Source organism: Mobilicoccus pelagius NBRC 104925 (assembly GCF_000247995.1).
Lineage (GTDB): Bacteria > Actinomycetota > Actinomycetes > Actinomycetales > Dermatophilaceae > Mobilicoccus > Mobilicoccus pelagius.
Map to the genome: position 1 here is coordinate 21,633 of NZ_BAFE01000005.1, position 19,138 is coordinate 40,770.

Genomic DNA, 19,138 nt, shown 5'->3' on the forward strand with positions numbered 1-19,138 from the left:
CGCGACCCACGTCGATGTTGGCCGGCCCCACAGGCGCCGTCGAGTACCTGAGCATCGGCGAGGGCACCCCGAGCACCGTGTTCGCGCACGGACTCGGCGGATCGATCTCGACGACGCGACCGTTCGCCTCCGGCGTTCCCGGGCGGCGCACCTTCCTCCACTTCCGCGGCCACGGCGCCTCCGAGGCCCCCGAGACGGCCTGGACGTACCCCGCGCTCGCAGGGGAGCTGCGGGCCGTCGCCGACCATGTCGACGCCACCCGGTGCCTCGGCGTGAGCATGGGCGCCGGAGCGATGTGCGCGCTCCTCGAGGAGACCCCCGACCGGTTCGACCGGATCGTCTTCGTCATCCCCGCGCTCATCGACCGGCAGCGCACCGACGCCGCCCTCCAGCGTCTCGTCGACCTCGCCGACCTCGTCGACGACCGCGACGTCGAGGGCATCGCCGCCCACTTCGTCGACGAGCAGCCTCCCGAGCTCCGGGAGCGACCCGTCGTGCAGGCCTGGGCGCAGGAGCAGGCGAGGCTCCTCTCGGGGACGCCGGTCGCGACGGCCCTCCGGGCACTGCCGCACGCCGTGCCGCTCACCGACCGCGCCTCCCTCAGCCGGGTCACGGCGCCCGCCCTCGTCATCGGACAGGAGGGCGACGATGCACACCCCGAGTCGATCGCCCGGGAGTTCGCCGACGTCCTGCCGCACGCCGAGCTCGAGATCCTCCCGCCCGGCGGTGTGCTGTGGAGCCACCGGAGTCGGGTGCGCGCACTCGTCTCCGCGTTCCTCTCCGACTGACGTCGCGCGGCTGCGCCCGCCACGCTGTATGGAAGGCTGCAGGCGCCACGCGTACGGCACGGATATGATTCGGACGACCGTCCTGGGGGAGGACAGGCACCTGCCGAGTCGAGCCCACGTCATCCGCGGCAGGGGAGCCGCATCACACGAGAACGGAACGACATGAGCGAGATCCACGACAAGCGCGACGACGTCTTCACCGTGGAGCGGCCCTGGGGGACGTTCCAGAACTTCGCGACGAACCAGAACGTCACCGTCAAGGTCATCACCGTCACGCCGGGGTCACGGCTGTCGCTGCAGAAGCACGCGCACCGGGCCGAGATGTGGCAGGTCCTCGACGAGGCGCCCGTCGACATCACCGTCGACGATCACCAGTGGCAGGCCGTGCAGGGCGAACTCGTGTGGATCCCGCAGGGTGCGGTTCACCGCATGGGTAACAGTGGGTCCGTCCCGGCCCGCGTCCTCGAGGTCGGTTTCGGCCACTTCGACGAGGACGACATCGAGCGCCTCGAGGACGACTACTCCCGCGCCTGAGACGTCACGTTCTCAGCAGGTCCTCACCCCGTCCGCGCGGCGCGCCTCGGCGCCGTGCCGACGTCGACGCCCACGTTCACGCCCGGGTCGCGGTCACGTCGTCGCCCGGGTGTCGTGTGTCACGCGGGCGGGATCACCGGGGCGACGGCGTCCCACCGCACGGTGACCTCGCCGAGCCGCCACCGGTGCGGCCCGTCGAGGAGGGGCCATCCCTGGCCGCGAAGGGTCGCGCAGGTGGCGAGGAGACGCTGGCGGCGCCCGTACGGGGCGAGGGGTGCCGTGTGGGCCCACGCCTCGTCGAACGCGGCGAGGTAGGCGTGGACGCGTTCGCCCGGGATGTTGCGGTGGATGAGCGCCTTGGGGAGCCGTTCGGCGACGTCGGAGGGGCGCTCGAACGCCCCGAAGGCGAGGGAGATCGTGAGCGACCGGGGGCCCTCGGCGCCGAGGACCACCCACGTCGAGCGACGTCCGATCTCGTCGCACGTGCCCTCGAGGATCAGGCCGCCCGGAGCGAGATGCTCCTGGAGCAGTCGCCACGCCCCGTCGACCTCCGACTCGACGTACTGCCGCAGCACGTTCGCCGCGCGGACGATCGCGACGGGTCGCCCGCGGAACGGACGGAGGTCGAACCCACCCCGGACGAACGTGAGCCCCGGCGGGTCCTCGTGGGGGAGGGCCGCGGCGACACGGGCGGGCTCGATCTCGACGCCGACGACCTCGACGTCGCGTCGGACCGTCGCGAGATGGCGGCGGAGTTCGACTGTCGTCGTCGCGGCCGCGCCGTAGCCGAGATCGACGACGAGCGGCGGCGGTCCGGGACGCCGGAGGAGTGCGGCGCCGTGGTGGGCGAGGAACCGGTCCATCCGCCGCAACCGGTTCTGACCGGTGGTGCCCCGGGTGACGACTCCCACGGGACGATCGGGACGGGCGGCAGGCACCGCCCCACCGTACGGGGCTGCATCTCGTCCGTGCGACGGGTCTCGGGTCGCACGGCGGTCACCGGGGCGGCCATCCGGTCGTCCCTCGGTCCGAACCGGGCTGGACGCCCACCGTGCCGCCGGCGTCGCGCAGGCCACCTCGTCGTGCGCGCGGATCCCGTGTGGGCGGTCGTCGGTGGTGCCGGGCAGGATGGCGCCATGAGTTCCCCGCCGACCCGTCCGCGTCCTCCTGCACGCGTCGCGATGATCACGGTGCACACTTCACCGCTCGCGCGGCCGGGGACGGGTGATGCCGGCGGGCTCAACGTCTACGTCGTCGAGGCGGCCACGCAGCTCGCGACGCGGGGCATCGAGGTCGAGATCTTCACCCGGGCCACCGAGGGGCGGCAGCCGCGCTCGGTCGAGCTCGTCCCCGGGGTGCAGGTGCGGCACGTCGTCGCCGGGCCGTTCGACGGCCTGTCGAAGGAGGACCTGCCCGGGCAGTTGTGCGCCTTCACCGCGGGCGTGATGCGCGAGGTCGCGGGACATCCGGCCGGGTACTACGACGTCGTCCACTCGCACTACTGGCTCTCCGGTCAGGTCGGATGGCTCGCGGCCGACCGGTGGCACGTGCCGCTCGTCCACACGATGCACACGATGGCGCGGGTGAAGAACGCAGGTCTCGCCGCGGGCGACCGGTCCGAGCCCCGCGGCCGCGAGATCGGGGAGGCGCAGGTCGTCGAGGCCGCCGACCGGCTCGTCTCCAACACCGACCTCGAGGCGCGGCAGCTCGTCGACTACTACGACGCCGACCCGGGGCGGGTGCGCGTCGTCCATCCCGGCGTCGACCTCGGGCTCTTCACCCCGGGGGATGTCGCCGCCGCGAGGGCCGCGGTGGGGGTAGACCCGGGCGATCTCCTCGTCCTCTTCGTCGGACGCGTGCAGCCCCTCAAGGCGCCCGACCTCCTCCTCCGTGCCGCCGCCGACCTCCGCCGCCGACGCCCCGATCTGGGGTCCCGGATGCGTGTCGCCGTGCTCGGCGGCCCCAGCGGGTCGGGGCTCGAACGCCCCCGGTGGCTCGAGGACCTCGCCGCGGAGCTCGGCATCGCCGACCGTGTCGTCTTCCACCCGCCCACGACGAGGGAGACGCTCACCGACTGGTACCGCGCGGCCGACGTCCTCGCGATGCCCTCGTACAACGAGTCGTTCGGTCTCGTCGCGCTCGAGGCGCAGGCCTGCGGCACCCCCGTCCTCGCCGCGGACGTCGGCGGTCTTCCCCTCGCGGTCCGCGGCGGGGTCCTCGTCCGAAACCACGAGACGTCCGAGTGGAGTCGGGAGCTCGAGGCGCTCCTCGACGCCCCCGACGAACGTGCCCGACTCGCCGACGTCGCGACGGCGCATGCGGCGGGGTTCGGATGGTCACGAACTGCGGACGCCCTCGTCGGGGTCTACGGTGAGGCGATGGCGTCGCGCGCCCATCGGATCCACGCGGACGGGGCCTGACCCCCGCGGGTCGCCCGAGGGACGCACGGCCGCCGGTCGCGGGTCCGGCGCTCCTCCACGGAGCGGGCCCGAATCGGCCACGGACGACGACGAACGACGACGAACGACGACGAACGACGCGGCGGAGGCCGCCGGACCACATCAGAGGTGATGCCCATGCCCAACTCCCCGGAATCCATCGCGGTACGCGAACTCATCCGCACCTACGCGGCCGCCCAGGACGTCGAGGTCGAGGAGGGCGCCCGTCCCGGTGAACTCGTCCTCTCCCTGCCCGGCGAGAACAAGCTCCGCACGGCGTGCTCGCTCATCGCGGGGAGCCGCGTCCTGTCGATCTCGGCGTTCGTCATCCGCAATCCCGACGAGAACCACACGTCGGTCTACCGGTTCCTCCTGCGCCGCAACCTCACGATGCCGATCCTCGGGTACTCGATCGACGACTCGGGCGACGTGTACCTCACCGGTCAGGTGCCCATCCGGGAGGTCGACGAGCCGTTCCTCGACCAGCTCCTCGGCATCGTCGTCGCGGGCACGGACGACATCTTCAACGAACTCCTCGTCCTCGGGTTCCTCGGCTCGATGCGCAAGGAGTGGCAGTGGCGCATCTCCCGCGAGGAGTCCCTCGCGAACCTCGAGGCGTTCCGCAAGGTCCTCCAGCAGGAGGAGGACGACGACGATTCCGGGAACAGTCACGAGGCGAGCGTCGAGGACGAGCCCGGGATGATCGCCACCACCGACGCCCGCGAGGCGGCGGAGGCACGCGACGAGAAGGACGGCCAGGACACGACCGACCGGTCGTGACCCACCGCCTGGTGAGGGCCTCGGGACCACGGACCCGAGGCCCTCACTCCTTCCCGGGCCTGGCGGGCGGCTGACTACAGTGGAGACATGACCTACACCCTCGTGCTGTTGCGCCACGGCGAGAGCCAGTGGAACGCCAAGAACCTGTTCACCGGTTGGGTCGACGTCGACCTCTCCGACAAGGGTCGGGCGGAGGCGGCACGCGGCGGCGAGCTGCTCAAGGAGAAGGGCGTCTTGCCCGACATCCTGTTCACCTCGGTGCTGCGTCGCGCCATCACGACCGCCAACCTCGCGCTCGACGAGGCCGACCGCCACTGGATCCCGGTCAATCGCTCCTGGCGGCTCAACGAGCGTCACTACGGTGCGCTCCAGGGCAAGAACAAGAAGGAGACCAAGGAGCAGTTCGGCGAGGACCAGTTCATGCTCTGGCGCCGCTCCTACGACACGCCGCCGCCGCCGATCGACCCGGAGGACGAGTTCAGCCAGGCGCACGACGTGCGTTACGAGGGCATCGACGGCGAGAACCCGCCCACCGAGTGCCTCAAGGACGTCGTCGAGCGCCTCGTCCCCTATTGGGAGTCCGAGATCGTCCCCGAGCTGAAGTCGGGCAAGACCGTCATGGTCGCCGCGCACGGCAACAGCCTGCGGGCCCTCGTCAAGCACCTCGACGGCATCAGCGACGACGACATCGCCGCGCTCAACATCCCGACGGGCATCCCGCTCGTGTACGAGCTCGACGACGAGTTCAAGCCCGTCACCAAGGGTGGTACCTACCTCGACCCGGAGGCGGCCAAGGACGCGATCGCGGCCGTCGCAAACCAGGGCAAGTGAGTCGCTGACCACGGCATTCACGCACGAGGACGGCCCGGCTCCCCGCTCGGGGACCGGGCCGTTCCGCACGTCCGGGGGATCGCCGCGTCCGGTGACCGATCCCTGTAGGGGCTGGCGTCAGCGGTCGCCGTCGACGGCGTCGAGCGCTTTCCACGTGCCGGTGACGAGGTAGACGACCTGCTGGGCGACGGCGACGGAGTGGTCGGCGAACCGCTCGTAGTAGCGCGAGAGCAGCGTGATGTCGACGGTGACGTCGGCGGGGTGCCGCCACTCGGGGGAGGCGAGGATCGTGAACACGCGGCGGTGGAGGGAGTCCATCTCGTCGTCCTCGCCGCCGAGGCTCTTCGCCGCCTCGACGTCCTTCGACGCAATGATCGAGCCGGCGCGGAGCACGAGGCGGTCGGCGATCTGCCCCATCGAGACGATGATGTCGCGCAGCTCGGCCGGCACCGCACTCTCGGGGTACCGCAGGCGTGCGACCTTGGCGACGTGCTCGGCGAGGTCACCCATGCGCTCGAGACTCGTCGCCATGTGCAGGGCGGTGACGACGATGCGCAGGTCGGTGGCCACCGGCTGCTGACGCGCGAGGAGCTCGACCGCCAGCTCGTCGAGGTCTCGGCGGAGGGTGTCGATCTCCTCGTCACGGCTGATGACGCCCTCGGCGAGTTCGAGATCGGCGTCGAGGAGCGCCGTCGTCGCCCGGCTCATCGCCGAGGCGGCGAGGCGGGTCATCTCGACGAGCTGGTCGGAGATCTTGTCGAGATCCTCGTGGAAGGCGTCGCGCATGGTGTCCTTCTCGCGTATCGACGCCGCCGGGGCGTCGGAACAGGTGGGTGAAGTGTCGAGCCTAACCGGGATGGGGCCCCTAACCGGGGTGGACCGCCAGGTGGCCGGCCCACACGGCGCCAACGTGCCAGGTGCGGGTGAACGGCATGCGCCCGGGCGGTGAACTCTCGGGCCGTCGGGGGCGTGGGCTCGGCGAAGACCCGCCGGATGGGTCGGGGTACGGCCGGGATGTGCCTACCCTGGCCAGGTGGATCCGATCGTCGTACCCCTCGCCGCCGCCGGCGCCGGGCTCCTCGCCGGTGTCGCGGGCGGATGGGGCCTCGGCAGACGCGGCAGCCCGCCGGAGCCGGACGCCGTTCGAGTGGGGCAGGCACCCGTCGACGACCTCGAGGAGGTTCAGGCGCGGGCCGACGCCGCCGTCTCCGACGTGCTGCTCGTCCTCCGGTCGAGCGCGATCGTCCTCGACGAGGACGAGCACGCCGTGACGGTGAGCCCCACCGCACGTGCCCTCGGCTTCGTCCGCGACGGCAAGCTCGTCCAACCGGACCTCCTCGAACTCGCCCGCACGGCGCGGAGCCGACACGCGATCCAGGAGGCCGAGCTCGACCTGCCGCGTGGGCCTCTCGGTGGCGGGGAGATCAGCGTGTCCGCCCGCGCCGCCCCCCTGGGGCAGCGTCACCTGCTCCTCCTCGTCGAGGACCGCACCCAGGCCAAGCGCGTGGAGGCGGTGCGCCGCGACTTCGTCGCCAACGTGAGCCACGAGCTCAAGACGCCCGTGGGTGGTATCGCCCTGCTCGCCGAGGCCGTCCTCGACGCCGCCGACGACCCCGAGGCCGTTGCCCGGTTCGCCAAGCGCATCAAGATCGAGAGCACCCGGCTCACCCGGCTCGTCAAGGAGATCGTCGACCTCTCCCGCCTCCAGGCGGCCGAGACGCCCGAGGATCCCCAGCTCGTCGACATCGACGACGTCGTGCAGGAGTCCGTCGACCTCATGCTGACCCTCGCCGAGGGGCGGCGGATGAGCTTCCGTGTCTCCTCCTCCGACGACCTCTTCGTCTACGGGGACTCCTCGATGCTCGTCACCGCGCTCAGCAACCTGCTGACGAACGCGATCGCGTACTCGCCGGAGGACACCCGCATCACCGTCGTCGCCCGTGGGGTGGAGGGCCTCGTGGAGATCTCGGTGACCGACCAGGGCCGCGGCATCTCCGCCGAGGACCAGGGTCGGGTCTTCGAACGGTTCTACCGCGTCGACGCGGCCCGGTCGCGGGCGACGGGCGGCACCGGGCTCGGGCTCGCGATCGTCAAGCACATCTGCGCCAACCACGGCGGCGAGGTCACGCTGTGGAGCCAGGAGGGGCACGGCTCGACGTTCACGATGCGTCTGCCGCGCGCGCAGGCCGAGCCCCCCACGCCGAACCCCACCCCCTCACGAAGGAGCAAGGCACATGACCCGGATCCTGGTGGTCGAGGACGAAGAGTCGTTCTCGGACCCGCTCGCGTACCTCCTGCGCAAGGAGGGGTACGACGTCGCGATCGCCGAGACCGGGCCTGCGGCGCTCGAGGAGATGGAGCGCACGGGTGGCGACCTCGTCCTCCTCGACCTCATGCTGCCGGGCCTCTCGGGCATCGACGTGTGTCGCACGCTCCGGCAGCGGTCCTCGGTGCCGATCATCATGCTCACCGCGAAGGACAGCGAGATCGACAAGGTCGTCGGCCTGGAGATCGGCGCGGACGACTACGTCACCAAGCCGTACAGCAGCCGTGAGCTGCTCGCCCGCATCAAGGCGGTCCTGCGGCGGCGGCAGGAGCCGGAGGAGCTGCTGCCGAGCACGCTCGAGTCCGGCCCCGTGCGGATGGACGTCGAGCGGCACGTCGTCTCCGTCGACGGCGAGCACGTGCCGCTGCCGCTCAAGGAGTTCGAGCTGCTCGAGATCCTCCTCCGCAACGCCGGTCGCGTGCTCACGCGGATGCAGCTCATCGACCGCGTCTGGGGCAACGACTACGTCGGCGACACGAAGACCCTCGACGTCCACATCAAGCGTCTGCGCGCGAAGATCGAGCCCGACCCGGCGAAGCCGGTGCACATCGTCACCGTGCGCGGCCTGGGGTACAAGTTCGAGAGTCCGTGACCGGATCAGTCGCAGGGCTCCCCTTCCGGTGACCCACGAACCGGGACACGACGAGGCCCACGCACCAGCTCGGTGCGTGGGCCTCGTCGTGTGCCCGCCCGGTGACAGTGGCCTCGCGCCCGCACCGCCCGCCGGGATCAGTTGGTGGAGGTGGCGCCGGCCGTGGGTGTGGGGGACTCCGCGGGAGAGGCGGTGGAGGACGCGGTGGGCGTCTGTGTCGGCGTCGCCGCGCTCGTCGCGGTGGGGGCCGAGGTCTCGTGACCGGCGCCGCCGGACTCCGCACCCGCCGAGGGGGTGACCGGGCCGGCCGAGTGGAAATCGCCGTACGGCGGGTACGGGGCGACGACGGGGACCTGGATCGTCTGGCTGCCCGCACCCGAGGACGCGACGACCACGTCGAGGAGCGAACCGGGGGCGACCGGGACGCTCGCGATCGTGTTCGCACGGCCGCCCTTGGGCTCACTGATCTGCTGGGAGTTGTGCGGCTTGATGTCGATGCTCAGCGGCTGCTGCTGCGGCACGGTGAACGTGACCTGCACGGGCTGGTTCGAGTTGTTGACGCCCAGGCCGACGAGGGTCCCCTGCCCACCCTTCTTGTCGGTGACGACGAGCATGTTGTTGACGTTGACGTCGTTGCCGAGGGCGACGGAACGGCCGTCGGAAGGTTCGTACTGCTTCTCCGTCTGGATCGGGGAGGTCCACTGGCAGCCTGCCAGCGCCATGCCGAGGACGGGGGTGAGCAGGGTTGCGCGCAACACGCGTCGGCGCGAGGTCGGTGCGGCGGGGATTCGTCGAGTCACGCGGCCAGAGTACCCAATCAGGGCCCCCTCGTCGGCGCGTCGGCCCTCCCGACCTGCGCGGGCACCTGCATGCCGGCACCCTCGGGGTGGGGCGGGGCGGGGCGCTTTGCGCGACGCAGGTCCTGCCTGGCGTCTCGCGCGCGTACGGAACGGGTGTCCAGTTGTCAAGGGTCGATGTCGGCCGGTTTCCAGGGCGCACCGTCTCTGACCAGGGCGGATGCGGCCGTCTCTCTTCCGGGGGAGGTGCCCCCGTGGTATCCTGAAGGCCGCGAAAGGGGAAAACGAGCATATGGCCTTCAATGTCGGAGAGACGGTCGTGTACCCGCATCATGGTGCGGCACTCATCGAGCAGATCAAGACGCGCACCATCAGGGGTGAGGAGAAGCTCTACCTCGTCCTCAAGGTCGCCCAGGGCGATCTGACCATCGAGGTCCCCGCGGACAATTGTGACCTCGTGGGTGTCCGCGACGTCGTGGGGCAGGACGGTCTGGACCGGGTGTTCGAGGTCCTGCGCGCCCCGCACGCCGAGGAACCCACCAACTGGTCGCGCCGGTTCAAGGCGAACCTCGAGAAACTCGCTTCGGGCGACGTCATCAAGGTCGCCGAGGTCGTGCGCGACCTGTGGCGCCGCGAGCGTGACCGCGGTCTTTCCGCCGGTGAGAAGCGCATGCTCGCCAAGGCTCGTCAGATCCTCGTGTCCGAGCTCGCGCTCGCCGAGAAGACCGACGAGGCCAAGGCGTCCGACATGCTCGACGAGGTGCTCGCGTCCTGAACGTCGCGGTCGTCGTCGTCGCCGCCGGGAGCGGTCGTCGGCTGGGCGCCGAGGTGCCCAAGGCCTTCGTCGAACTCCGCGGTCGCCCGCTGCTGCGATGGGCCCTGGATCAGGCGCTCGGGTGTCCCGAGGTCGGCCGTCTCGTCGTCGTCGCGCCCGCTTCGTGGCTCGTGGCCGCGCGCGACATCGTCGCCGAGGCCCTCGCCGAGTCCGGTCGCGGGCCGTGCGATGAGGAGCCCGGTGTCCGTGTCGACGTCGTCGTCGGCGGTGAGGAGCGGCGCGAATCCGTCTCCGCGGGGCTGGGCGTCCTCGGCGTCGACGACGGTCTCGTGCTCGTCCATGACGCCGCTCGTGCGCTCACGCCCCCTGCGCTCTTCTCACGGGTCGTCGACGCGCTCCGCAGCGGGCACGGCGCCGTCGTGCCCGGTCTGCCCGTCGCCGACACGATCAAGACGGTCGACGAGGCAGGGACGGTCGTCTCCACCCTCGACCGGGGCACCCTCCGCGCGATCCAGACCCCGCAGGGCTTCGTCCGCGAGGTCCTCGTACACGCCCACGAGGAGAACCTCGAGGTCGCCGTCACCGACGACGCCGGCCTCGTCGAACTCACCGGCACCCCCATCCACGTCGTCGACGGGGAGGCCTGGGCGGCCAAGATCACCACGCCCGAGGACCTCGACGCCGCCGAGCGACGACTCGCCACCGTGGGGGGCCGCCCATGACCACCCCCGACGTGCCCGCGACCCCGTTCTCCGTGGGTGTCGGCACCGATGTCCACGCCTTCGCTGCGCCCGAGGCCGGGCGTGCGCTGTGGGTCGCCGGCCTCGAGTGGCCGGGGGAGCCCGGCCTCGAAGGTCACTCCGATGCCGACGTCGCCGCCCATGCGGCGTGCGACGCGCTGTTCTCCGCTGCGGGCATCGGTGACCTCGGCGCCCACTTCGGCACGTCCCGTCCCGAGTTCGCGGGCGCCTCCGGCTGCACCCTGCTCGGCGAGGCCGCGCGTCTCGTGCGGGAGGCGGGCTTCGACATCGGCAACGTGTCGGTCCAGGTGGTCGGCAACCGGCCCAAGATCGGTACCCGTCGTGCGGAGGCGCAGGCCGCGCTGGCGCAGGCGTGTGGCGCCCCCGTGAGCGTGAGTGGCACGACGACCGACGGTCTCGGCCTCACCGGCCGGGGCGAGGGTGCCGCGGCGATCGCGGTGGCACTCCTCGTGCGTCGTCCCTGACGCCGCCCCGTCTGTTCCCCCGGGACGTGACGGGTGCGGTCGAGTGTCCGCCGCCCCGATCGCGCCTAGTAGGCTGACACGGTGAGTCTCTACCTGTACGACACCGCCGCCCGCGAACTCCGTGAGTTCGTCCCCCTCGAGCAGGGCAAGGTCGGCATGTACATCTGTGGCCTCACCACGCAGGGCACGCCGCACATCGGTCACCTGCGGTTCGCCGTGGCCTTCGACGTCCTCCGCCGTTGGCTGGAGTACGGGCACGGCTACGAGGTCACCCTCGTCCGCAACGTCACCGACATCGACGACAAGATCCTGCGCAAGTCCGCCGAGAACGGCGCCGAGTGGTGGGCGTGGAGCTACGCGCACGAGCGCGAGACGACGGCCGCCCTCGACACCCTCGGCATCGCGCCTCCGACGTACGAGCCGCGCGCCACGGGTCACGTCCCCGAGATGGTCGAACTCATGGACACCCTCGTCGAGCGGGGTCACGCCTACGCGGCGCCCGACGGCAGCGGCGACGTGTACTTCGACGTCCGGTCCTTCCCCGAGTACGGCGCGCTCACGCGGCAGTCGATCGACGACATGGAGGCCGCCGCCGACGCCGATCCGCGCGGCAAGAAGGACGCTCGCGACTTCGCGCTGTGGAAGGGACACAAGGAGGGTGAGCCGGAGACGGCGAGCTGGCCCACCCCCTATGGGCGTGGGCGCCCGGGGTGGCACCTCGAGTGCTCGGCGATGGCGCGCAAGTACCTCGGCGACACCTTCGACATCCACGGCGGCGGCGTCGATCTGCGCTTCCCGCACCATGAGAACGAGCAGGCCCAGTCGCGTGCGGCGGGCCTCGGGTTCGCGCGGTATTGGCTGCACAACGCCTGGCTCACCGCGGCCGGCGAGAAGATGAGCAAGTCGCTCGGCAACGGCATGACGGTCGGGGAGATCACGAAGATCGCCCGTCCGCTCGTCGTGCGGTACTACATCGGCGCGGCCCACTACCGGTCGACGCTCGAGTACCAGCCGAGCTCGCTCACCGAGGCCGAGGCCGCCGTCTCCCGCATCGAGGGTTTCCTCGAGCGGGCCGGTGGACGCGCTCTCGCGGAGGAGCCGATCCTGCCCGTCGACGAGCTTCCCAGCGGTTTCGCGGCGGCGATGGACGACGACCTCGGCGTCGCCGGTGCTCTCGCCGTCGTCCACGACACGGTGCGCGCGGGCAACTCCGCGCTCGACTCCGGCGACACCGAGACGGCCCGTCGTGCGGCGCGCCAGGTCGTCGCGATGACGTCCGTGCTCGGCGTCAACCCCTACGACCCCGTCTGGCAGGGCGACACGGCGATCGAATCCGGTCTCGAGAGCACGCTCGACGCGCTCGTGCAGGACCGGCTCGCCGCCCGCGCGGCTGCGCGCAAGGAGCGCGATTTCGCCACCGCCGACGCCATCCGTGACTCCCTCACCGCGGCCGGTGTCGCGGTCGAGGACACTCCCTCCGGTGCGCGCTGGTCCCTGGCCCGCCGCGCCGACGACAGCAAGGACTGACATGCCCGGAAACTCCCAGCGCCGCGGCGCCACCCGCAAGGGGGCGTCCCGCAAGGGCGCGACCGTGGGCAGCGGCGGCCAGCGCCGCCGCGGTCTCGAGGGCCGTGGGCCGACGCCCAAGGCCGAGGACCGCGTCTACCACAAGGCCCACAAGACCAAGCGGGCCTCGTCGGCCGGTGCGACGAAGCCCCAGGCGAGGGGTGGCCGTCCGTCTGCTGCGGCCGGGGGCCGTCGCGGGCCGCGTACGAGCGAGATGGTCGCGGGGCGCAACTCCGTCGTCGAGGCGTTGCGCGCGGAGATCCCCGCGACGACGCTCTACGTCGCGAGCCGCATCGACTCCGACGACCGCGTGCGCGAGGCGATCAAGATCGCCGGCGAACGCGGCATCGCGATGCTCGAGACGCCGCGCGGCGAGCTCGACCGTCTCACGGACGGCGCCACCCACCAGGGCCTTGCGTTGCAGGTGCCGGCGTACGAGTACGCCGACCCGGCCGACCTCGTCGATCCGCAGTCGCCGGGTGTGCCACTCATCGTCGCGCTCGACGGCATCACCGACCCCCGCAACCTCGGTGCGATCGTCCGTTCCGTGGCCGCGTTCGGCGGGCAGGGTGTCGTCGTGCCGGAGCGTCGTTCGGTCGGTATGACTGCGTCGGCGTGGAAGACGAGTGCGGGTGCCGCGGCACGGGTGCCGGTCGCGCAGGCGTCGAACCTCGTGCGGGTGCTCGAGGCCTACCAGAAGCAGGGGTTCTTCGTCGTCGGCCTCGACATGGAGGGCGACGTCTCCCTGCCCGACCTCGAGCTCGCGACCGAGCCGCTCGTCATCGTCGTCGGCTCGGAGGGCAAGGGCCTCTCCCGCCTCGTGCGGGAGACGTGCGACCAGATCGCGTCGATCCCCATGGCCGCGGCCGTCGAGTCCCTCAATGTCGGCATCGCCACCGGTGTCGCGCTCTACGAGGTGGCCCGCCGCCGCAAGAGCTGACCCCACCCCACGTCCGTGCCCGTCGCCCCGAAGGTGGGGCGACGGGCACGTGTGCGTCTGAGACATGGGGGCAGCGCGACGACGACATCGATGACGTCGGCCACCCTGGGGTGACGACCCGGATCGGGACGACGGTGAGGACGCCACCGGTCGGCGAACGGAAGGGTGGGGGTCAGGGCTCGTCGGGCGGGAACATCGCGATGACGGGCATCTCGACGGTGTCGACGCCGACGACGGACTTCTCGTCGGGCTTCGCGGGCAGCACGTGGGCGAGGTAGTCGGCGAACGCCCACTGGGTCGTCACGTCGTGGCCGGTGCGTTCCGAGAGGTACCAGCGGTGCTCGAGGACCTCGTGGAAGATCTGTGCGTCCTCGAGCTTGGCCGAGAGCTCCTCGGGGATGTTGCGGACGACGGGCTCGTAGACGCGAAGCATCCAGTCGTGCGCCGCGAGTTCTTCGGCGTCCTCGTCACGTCCCTCCCCGGCACGGAAGGCGTCGAGGTCGTTGAGGAGGCGCCGCGCCTGGTTCTCGTGCACGTCGAGGCCGGTGAGGCGCAGGAGGCGGCGTCGGTGGTGGCCGGCATCGACGACCTTCGGCTGGATCTGGATGGAGGCACCGTCGAGGTCGGTCGACATCTCGAACTCGTCGACGTCGAAACCGAGCTGATTGAGGCGTCGGACGCGTTCCTCGAGCTGCCACCGGTCTCCCCGCTCGAAGCGTTCGAGACCGGTGAGCTCCTCCCACAGCTGGTTGTAGCGCAGGACGATGCGTTCGGAGATGTCGATGGGGTCCGCGTCGTCGGGGATGACCCCGCCTGCCGCGAGGTCCATGAGTTCTCCGGCGATGTTGACGCGGGCGATGTCGAGGTCGTGGGCGCGCTGCCCGTCGGAGATCGAGGGGAACAGCTGACCCGTCTCGGCGTCGACGAGGTAGGCGGCGAACGCGCCCGCGTCGCGGCGGAAGAGCGTGTTCGACAGGCTCACGTCGCCCCACCAGAACCCCGCGAGGTGGAGACGGGCGAGGAGGACGGCGAGCGCGTCGAGGAGTCGCAGCACCGTGTCGGGCTGGAGGCGCTGGCTGAAGAGGGCCCGGTAGGGGAGGGAGAACTGGAGGTGCTCGGTGAGGAGGATCGCGTCGAGCGGTTCGCCCTCGGGGGTCTCCCTGCCGCTCACGACGCCGAAGGGGGCGACGCTGGGTAGGCCCATCCGGGTGAGGTTGCGGAGCATTTCGTACTCGCGGACGGCGACGTCGTCCTTGATCTCCTTGGCGGCGATGATGCGTCGCCCCAGCTTGACGAACCGGACGATGTGCCGGGAGATGCCGCGGGGCAGCGCGGCGAGGTGGCTCTGGTCCCACTCCTCCAGCGGCGTCGACCAGGGCAGGTCGAGCAGGGCCGGGTCGGCGCGGGAGGTCATGTACTGGAGCGGCACCTTCTCATCGTCGCAGACGGGGGCGTTGCGGACGCGACGGAGGCCGTCCTTCCCCCGTGGGGAGACGGCCTCCGTCGGCGCCGGCGTCGATGTATCGGCGCGGAGGCCCGCGGCCGGTCAGGCGCCGAGCCGGTGCCCGCTCTCGATGTCGAAGAGGTGGACGTGGTCGCCGGCGGGCCGGAAGGTGACGACGTCGCCCTTCTGCGGCGGCGTGCGGCCGTCGACGCGGGCGATGATCGGCCGGTCGGTGGGCGTGGTGCCGGCGAGGTGGCCGTAGATGTACGCGTCGGCGCCGAGCTCCTCGACGACGTCGATCTCGACGGAGAGGCCGTCGCCGGTGGTGACCTCGAGGTCCTCGGGGCGGACGCCGAGGGTGACGGAGGAGCCGGTGCCCTCGAGCGTCGCACGTTCGACGGGGTGGGTCGCCGACCCGAACCGGACGCCGCCGTCGACGGCAGGGGCCTCGAAGAGGTTCATCGCGGGGGAGCCGATGAAGCCGGCGACGAAGACGTTGTCGGGGTGGTCGTACATGCGGCGGGGGGTGTCGCACTGCTGGAGCAGACCGTCCTTGAGCACGGCGACGCGGTCGCCCATCGTCATCGCCTCGACCTGGTCGTGGGTGACGTAGACGGTCGTGATGCCGAGTCGCCGCTGGAGGGAGGCGATCTGCGTGCGGGTCTGGACGCGGAGCTTGGCGTCGAGGTTGCTCAGCGGCTCGTCCATGAGGAAGACCTTGGGCTCGCGCACGATGGCGCGGCCCATCGCGACACGCTGACGCTGACCGCCGGACAGGGCCTTGGGCTTGCGCTCGAGGAACTCGGTGAGGTCGAGGATGCGCGCGGCCTCCTCGACGCGGCTGCGGATCTCGGCCTTGTCGACGCCGGCGATCTTGAGGGCGAAGCCCATGTTGTCGGCGACGCTCATGTGCGGGTAGAGCGCGTAGTTCTGGAACACCATCGCGACGTCGCGGTCCTTCGGCGACAGGTCGGTGACGTCCTGCTCGTCGATGAAGATGCGGCCGCTGTCGACCTCCTCGAGGCCGGCGAGCATCCGCAGGCTCGTGGACTTGCCACAGCCGGAGGGGCCGACGAGCACGAGGAACTCCCCGTCGGCGATGTCGAGGTCGAGCTGGTCGACCGAGGGGGTGTCGTTGCCCGGGTACTGCCGGGTGGCTTTGTCGAACCTGACCGTGGCCATGACGTCGTTGTCCTTCCTTCACCGGCAGGAACGTGCCGGACGATCCGTTGTGAAGTGATGACGGCGCGGGATCGCGTCGTCGCGTCCCGAGGTGCCGCGGCCCCCATCATGCCCGGTCGGGCGCGAAAGCGGACGGCAGGTACCGGGTGGTGTGCGTCAACCCTTCGTTGCGTCGGCGGTGAGCCCCTGCACGAGGTGCCGCTGCACGACGAACAAGACGATGCCTGCAGGGATGGTGATGAGCACGGCTGCGGCCGTCCGGCACACGTTGTTCACCGTCGACGGCGGGCGTGAAGCCGACTCGGATCTCCTCGACGCGGGCTGCGCGGCCGTCATCTGCGGGAGCGACATGATGGACCCCGGGGTCCTTGCGGCGGCCCAGGATCGAGGCGTCGACGTTCCCGGTGAACTTTCGGTCACCGGTGACGACGACTTCCCGATGACGGCGTTCACCGCACCCCCGATGACGACGGTCCGACAGGACGTGGCCGGGATCGCCCAGGCCGCCGTCACCGCGCTGCTCGACGAGATCGCCGGGCGTGAGGTCGCGCGCGCCGAGCTCGTCTTCCGCAACGAACTTCTCTCGTGCGGGAGTCCGTCGGGCCCGTCCAGGAAGGGCGCTGACGGGTCAGCCCCGGCGGTGCCGGACGAATTCGACGAGCACGGTGAGCACGTCGTCGATGTCGTCGACGCGGCACGAGGCGCAGGTGTCCCCGGTGCCGACCTTGATCGTGAGGTGCCCCTCGGATGCGGGGAGCAGGGCGAAGGCCTTCTCGTCGGTGACGTCGTCGCCGAGGTAGACGACGGCGTCGGCGTCGACGAGGCGCGCGAGGGCGCGCAGGGCGATCCCCTTGCTCGTCTCGACGACCCCGAGTTCGAGGACGCTCTTGCCGGCGAGGGCGTGGACGCCGTCCCGGTCGCCGAGGAGTGCCGCGTCGGCGAGTGCCGCCGCCGCGACGTCGTCGGGCAGCCCCCGCGTGTGGAGTGCGACGGCCGCGGGCTTGCGCTCGATCCGCGCCTGCGGGTGGCGCCGCTGGACCTCCACGAGTGCGGCGTCGAGGTCGGCGAGACGTGCGCGAGCGGTGTCGTCGAGGAGGGCCCCCGAGGTCATGTCGTCGCGAGAGCTCTGGGCGCCGTGGGAACCGACGAGGGCGATGGCCTCCTCGGCGGTGGCGCCGGAGAGCAGCCGCAGGGTGTCGACGTCACGTCCCGAGACGAGCGCGACCGTGACCCCGTCGAGCCGTGAGGCCTCGCGCAGCACGTCCATCGCCCCTGCGACGGGTGTCGCGTCCATCGGGTCCTCGACGAACGGGGCGAGGGTGCCGTCGAAGTCGGAGGCGAGGATCACCCGGTCGAGCGCCGCGACCCGGGAGATCTCGGCGACGACGTCCGCGGGCAGGGCGCGGCGTGCGCCCCCGCCCGTGGCGAGGGACGTCTCGGTCACGCCCCGGCCGCCTTCTGCGCCTCGTCGCTCGGCACCGCCTGCAGCGCGTCGAGGAACTCCCCGGCCCACTTCTGCACGTCGTGCGAACGCACCGCGTCACGCAGACGCTTCATCCGGCGGGTGCGCTCCTCGGGGGAGTCCTTGATCGCCTGGACGATGCGGTTCTTGAGGCCCTGGATGTCGTGCGGGTTGTGGATGTAGGCGTCACCGAGTTCCGTTGCTGCGCCGGTGAACTCTGACAGTACGAGGGCGCCGTCGTCGTGGATGCGGCACGTGACGTACTCCTTGGCGACGAGGTTCATGCCGTCGCGCAGCGGGGTGACGAGCATGATGTCGGCGGCCTGGTACATCGCCGCCATCTCGGCCCGGTCGAAGCTCTGGTGGAGGTACCGCACCGCGGTCGCCTCGACGGTGGAGTAGTCGCCGTTGATATGGCCGACGGTGAGCTCGATCTCGTCCTTGAGGGTCTTGTAGGCCTCGACGCGTTCGCGGCTCGGCACGGCGATCTGGATGAGGGCGACGTCCGGAGGCGTGAACTCGCCGTCGCGGAGGAGTTCGCCGTAGGCCTTGAGGCGGTGGCGGATGCCCTTCGTGTAGTCGAGGCGGTCGACGCCGAGCATGAGGACCTGCGGGTTGCCGAACGATTCCCGGATCTCCTCGGCGCGCTTCTGCACCTCGGGGTCGCGGGCGAGGGACTCGAGGTCTGCGAAGTCGATGGAGATCGGCAGGCCCGCGGCGCGCACGGTGCGGCCCTCGACGCGGATCGTGTCGCCCTCGGTCTCATACCCCTCGAGCTGGCGGCAGGCGCGCTGGAAGTTCCACGCGTCATCCTCCCGCTGGAAGCCGAGGAAGTCGGCGCCGAGAAGACCACCGATGAGGTGCCCGCGCCACGGGAGCTGAGCGAACAGCTCGACCGGTGGGAACGGGATGTGGTTGAACCAGCCGATGCGCACGTCGGGGCGGATCTTGCGGAGCATCGCCGGGACGAGCTGCAGCTGGTAGTCGTGCACCCACACGGTGGCGCCCTCGGCGGCGACCTTCGCGAGTTCCTCCGCGAACCGCTGGTTGACCGTGCGGTAGGCCGCCCACCAGCGACGGTGGAACGTGGCCGGCACGATGACGTCGTGGTAGATGGGCCACAGCGTGTCGTTGGAGAAGCCCTCGTAGTAGTCGCGGACCTCCTCGGCCGACAGGGCCACGGGGTGCAGGTGCATGCCGCTGTCGTCGAACGGCTCGGGGGCCTCGCCGGGCTCGCCCGACCAGCCGACCCAGGCGCCGTCACGGCCGCGCATGACGGAGTCCATCGCGGTGACGAGACCGCCGGGGCTCCGCTTCCACTCCGTGCCGTTCTCCCCCTCCGCTCGATCGACCGGGAGGCGGTTCGCCGCGATCACGAAGTCGTAGGTGGGGCGGGTGTCGCTCATCGGGTGTCAGCTCCTGCATGCGTCGCGGGATGATCCTGTGTCAATCCTAGGT

General features: G+C 71.2%; 18 protein-coding genes and 2 pseudogenes. 13 read left to right on the forward strand and 7 right to left on the reverse strand.

What is annotated here, in order from left to right; genetic code table 11:
• The first annotated feature begins 14 nt into the window (after nt 1–14).
• Both MOPEL_RS01410 and MOPEL_RS01415 read left to right on the forward strand, forming a co-directional pair.
• Entirely contained in the window at nt 15–788 is a 774-nt protein-coding gene (locus MOPEL_RS01410; RefSeq protein ID WP_009481059.1) for an alpha/beta fold hydrolase, read from the forward strand.
• A gap of 162 nt (nt 789–950) precedes the next feature.
• A complete protein-coding gene (locus tag MOPEL_RS01415) occupies nt 951–1,322 on the forward strand; it encodes a phosphomannose isomerase type II C-terminal cupin domain (protein WP_009481060.1) in 372 nt (123 codons plus the stop codon).
• Between the two features lie 119 nt (nt 1,323–1,441).
• Here MOPEL_RS01415 and MOPEL_RS01420 read toward each other — a convergent pair whose 3' ends face one another.
• Nucleotides 1,442–2,260, reverse strand: a complete 819-nt coding sequence (locus MOPEL_RS01420) for a class I SAM-dependent methyltransferase (RefSeq protein WP_009481061.1) — start codon at nt 2,258–2,260, stop codon at nt 1,442–1,444.
• A gap of 198 nt (nt 2,261–2,458) precedes the next feature.
• Between MOPEL_RS01420 and mshA the strand changes: the two genes are divergently transcribed.
• The 3 genes from mshA to MOPEL_RS01435 all read left to right on the forward strand — a co-directional run bounded on the left by mshA (nt 2,459) and on the right by MOPEL_RS01435 (nt 5,371).
• Complete coding sequence (mshA, locus tag MOPEL_RS01425; RefSeq protein ID WP_009481062.1) at nt 2,459–3,742, forward strand: D-inositol-3-phosphate glycosyltransferase; 1,284 nt, start codon at nt 2,459–2,461, stop codon at nt 3,740–3,742.
• Nucleotides 3,743–3,898: 156 nt separating this feature from the next.
• Nucleotides 3,899–4,540 carry a type III secretion system chaperone family protein gene (locus MOPEL_RS01430; RefSeq protein ID WP_009481063.1) on the forward strand — a complete coding sequence of 214 codons (642 nt, stop codon included), beginning with the start codon at nt 3,899–3,901 and terminating at the stop codon, nt 4,538–4,540.
• 87 nt (nt 4,541–4,627) lie between these two features.
• Nucleotides 4,628–5,371, forward strand: coding sequence for a phosphoglyceromutase (locus MOPEL_RS01435; RefSeq protein WP_009481064.1), 744 nt, complete (start codon nt 4,628–4,630; stop codon nt 5,369–5,371).
• Nucleotides 5,372–5,488: 117 nt separating this feature from the next.
• Here MOPEL_RS01435 and phoU read toward each other — a convergent pair whose 3' ends face one another.
• Complete coding sequence (gene phoU / locus MOPEL_RS01440) at nt 5,489–6,157, reverse strand: phosphate signaling complex protein PhoU (RefSeq protein WP_009481065.1); 669 nt, start codon at nt 6,155–6,157, stop codon at nt 5,489–5,491.
• A 727-nt stretch (nt 6,158–6,884) separates the two neighbouring features.
• Here phoU and MOPEL_RS18245 point away from each other — a divergent pair.
• A pseudogene (locus MOPEL_RS18245) lies at nt 6,885–7,541 on the forward strand (sensor histidine kinase); the annotation flags it as partial.
• A 64-nt stretch (nt 7,542–7,605) separates the two neighbouring features.
• Nucleotides 7,606–8,289: a response regulator gene (locus MOPEL_RS01450; RefSeq protein WP_040632294.1), complete on the forward strand. Its 684-nt coding sequence runs from the start codon at nt 7,606–7,608 to the stop codon at nt 8,287–8,289.
• Between the two features lie 137 nt (nt 8,290–8,426).
• Here MOPEL_RS01450 and MOPEL_RS01455 read toward each other — a convergent pair whose 3' ends face one another.
• Entirely contained in the window at nt 8,427–9,089 is a 663-nt protein-coding gene (locus MOPEL_RS01455) for an NADH-quinone oxidoreductase subunit E (RefSeq protein ID WP_009481068.1), read from the reverse strand.
• A 289-nt stretch (nt 9,090–9,378) separates the two neighbouring features.
• Here MOPEL_RS01455 and MOPEL_RS01460 point away from each other — a divergent pair, with 289 nt between their 5' ends.
• The 5 genes from MOPEL_RS01460 (at nt 9,379) to rlmB (ending at nt 13,592) form a co-directional block, all read left to right on the forward strand.
• Complete coding sequence (locus MOPEL_RS01460) at nt 9,379–9,861, forward strand: CarD family transcriptional regulator (RefSeq protein WP_009481069.1); 483 nt, start codon at nt 9,379–9,381, stop codon at nt 9,859–9,861.
• A gap of 53 nt (nt 9,862–9,914) precedes the next feature.
• Entirely contained in the window at nt 9,915–10,583 is a 669-nt protein-coding gene (gene ispD / locus MOPEL_RS01465) for a 2-C-methyl-D-erythritol 4-phosphate cytidylyltransferase (protein WP_009481070.1), read from the forward strand.
• Nucleotides 10,580–11,086, forward strand: coding sequence for a 2-C-methyl-D-erythritol 2,4-cyclodiphosphate synthase (ispF, locus tag MOPEL_RS01470; RefSeq protein WP_009481071.1), 507 nt, complete (start codon nt 10,580–10,582; stop codon nt 11,084–11,086). Before ispD ends, ispF begins: the two co-directional genes overlap by 4 nt.
• A gap of 81 nt (nt 11,087–11,167) precedes the next feature.
• Nucleotides 11,168–12,613 carry a cysteine--tRNA ligase gene (gene cysS, locus MOPEL_RS01475; RefSeq protein WP_009481072.1) on the forward strand — a complete coding sequence of 482 codons (1,446 nt, stop codon included), beginning with the start codon at nt 11,168–11,170 and terminating at the stop codon, nt 12,611–12,613.
• Nucleotide 12,614: 1 nt separating this feature from the next.
• The gene (rlmB, locus tag MOPEL_RS01480; protein WP_009481073.1) at nt 12,615–13,592 is read left to right on the forward strand and encodes a 23S rRNA (guanosine(2251)-2'-O)-methyltransferase RlmB; all 978 of its coding nucleotides are present in this window, start codon (nt 12,615–12,617) and stop codon (nt 13,590–13,592) included.
• 172 nt (nt 13,593–13,764) lie between these two features.
• Here rlmB and MOPEL_RS01485 read toward each other — a convergent pair whose 3' ends face one another.
• Both MOPEL_RS01485 and MOPEL_RS01490 read right to left on the reverse strand, forming a co-directional pair.
• Nucleotides 13,765–15,021 carry a DUF4032 domain-containing protein gene (locus tag MOPEL_RS01485; protein WP_009481074.1) on the reverse strand — a complete coding sequence of 419 codons (1,257 nt, stop codon included), beginning with the start codon at nt 15,019–15,021 and terminating at the stop codon, nt 13,765–13,767.
• Between the two features lie 117 nt (nt 15,022–15,138).
• A complete protein-coding gene (locus MOPEL_RS01490) occupies nt 15,139–16,218 on the reverse strand; it encodes an ABC transporter ATP-binding protein (protein WP_009481075.1) in 1,080 nt (359 codons plus the stop codon).
• A 238-nt stretch (nt 16,219–16,456) separates the two neighbouring features.
• Here MOPEL_RS01490 and MOPEL_RS18890 point away from each other — a divergent pair.
• Nucleotides 16,457–16,762: pseudogene (locus tag MOPEL_RS18890) on the forward strand (substrate-binding domain-containing protein); the annotation flags it as partial.
• Between the two features lie 84 nt (nt 16,763–16,846).
• Here MOPEL_RS18890 and otsB read toward each other — a convergent pair.
• Both otsB and MOPEL_RS01500 read right to left on the reverse strand, forming a co-directional pair.
• Nucleotides 16,847–17,662 (reverse strand): trehalose-phosphatase, encoded by an 816-nt coding sequence (otsB, locus tag MOPEL_RS01495; RefSeq protein ID WP_009481077.1) that lies wholly within the window; start codon nt 17,660–17,662, stop codon nt 16,847–16,849.
• On the reverse strand, nt 17,659–19,086 hold the full coding sequence (locus tag MOPEL_RS01500) for an alpha,alpha-trehalose-phosphate synthase (UDP-forming) (protein WP_009481078.1): 1,428 nt from the start codon (nt 19,084–19,086) through the stop codon (nt 17,659–17,661). The genes otsB and MOPEL_RS01500 overlap by 4 nt, the downstream gene beginning before the upstream one ends.
• Nucleotides 19,087–19,138: the final 52 nt, after the last annotated feature.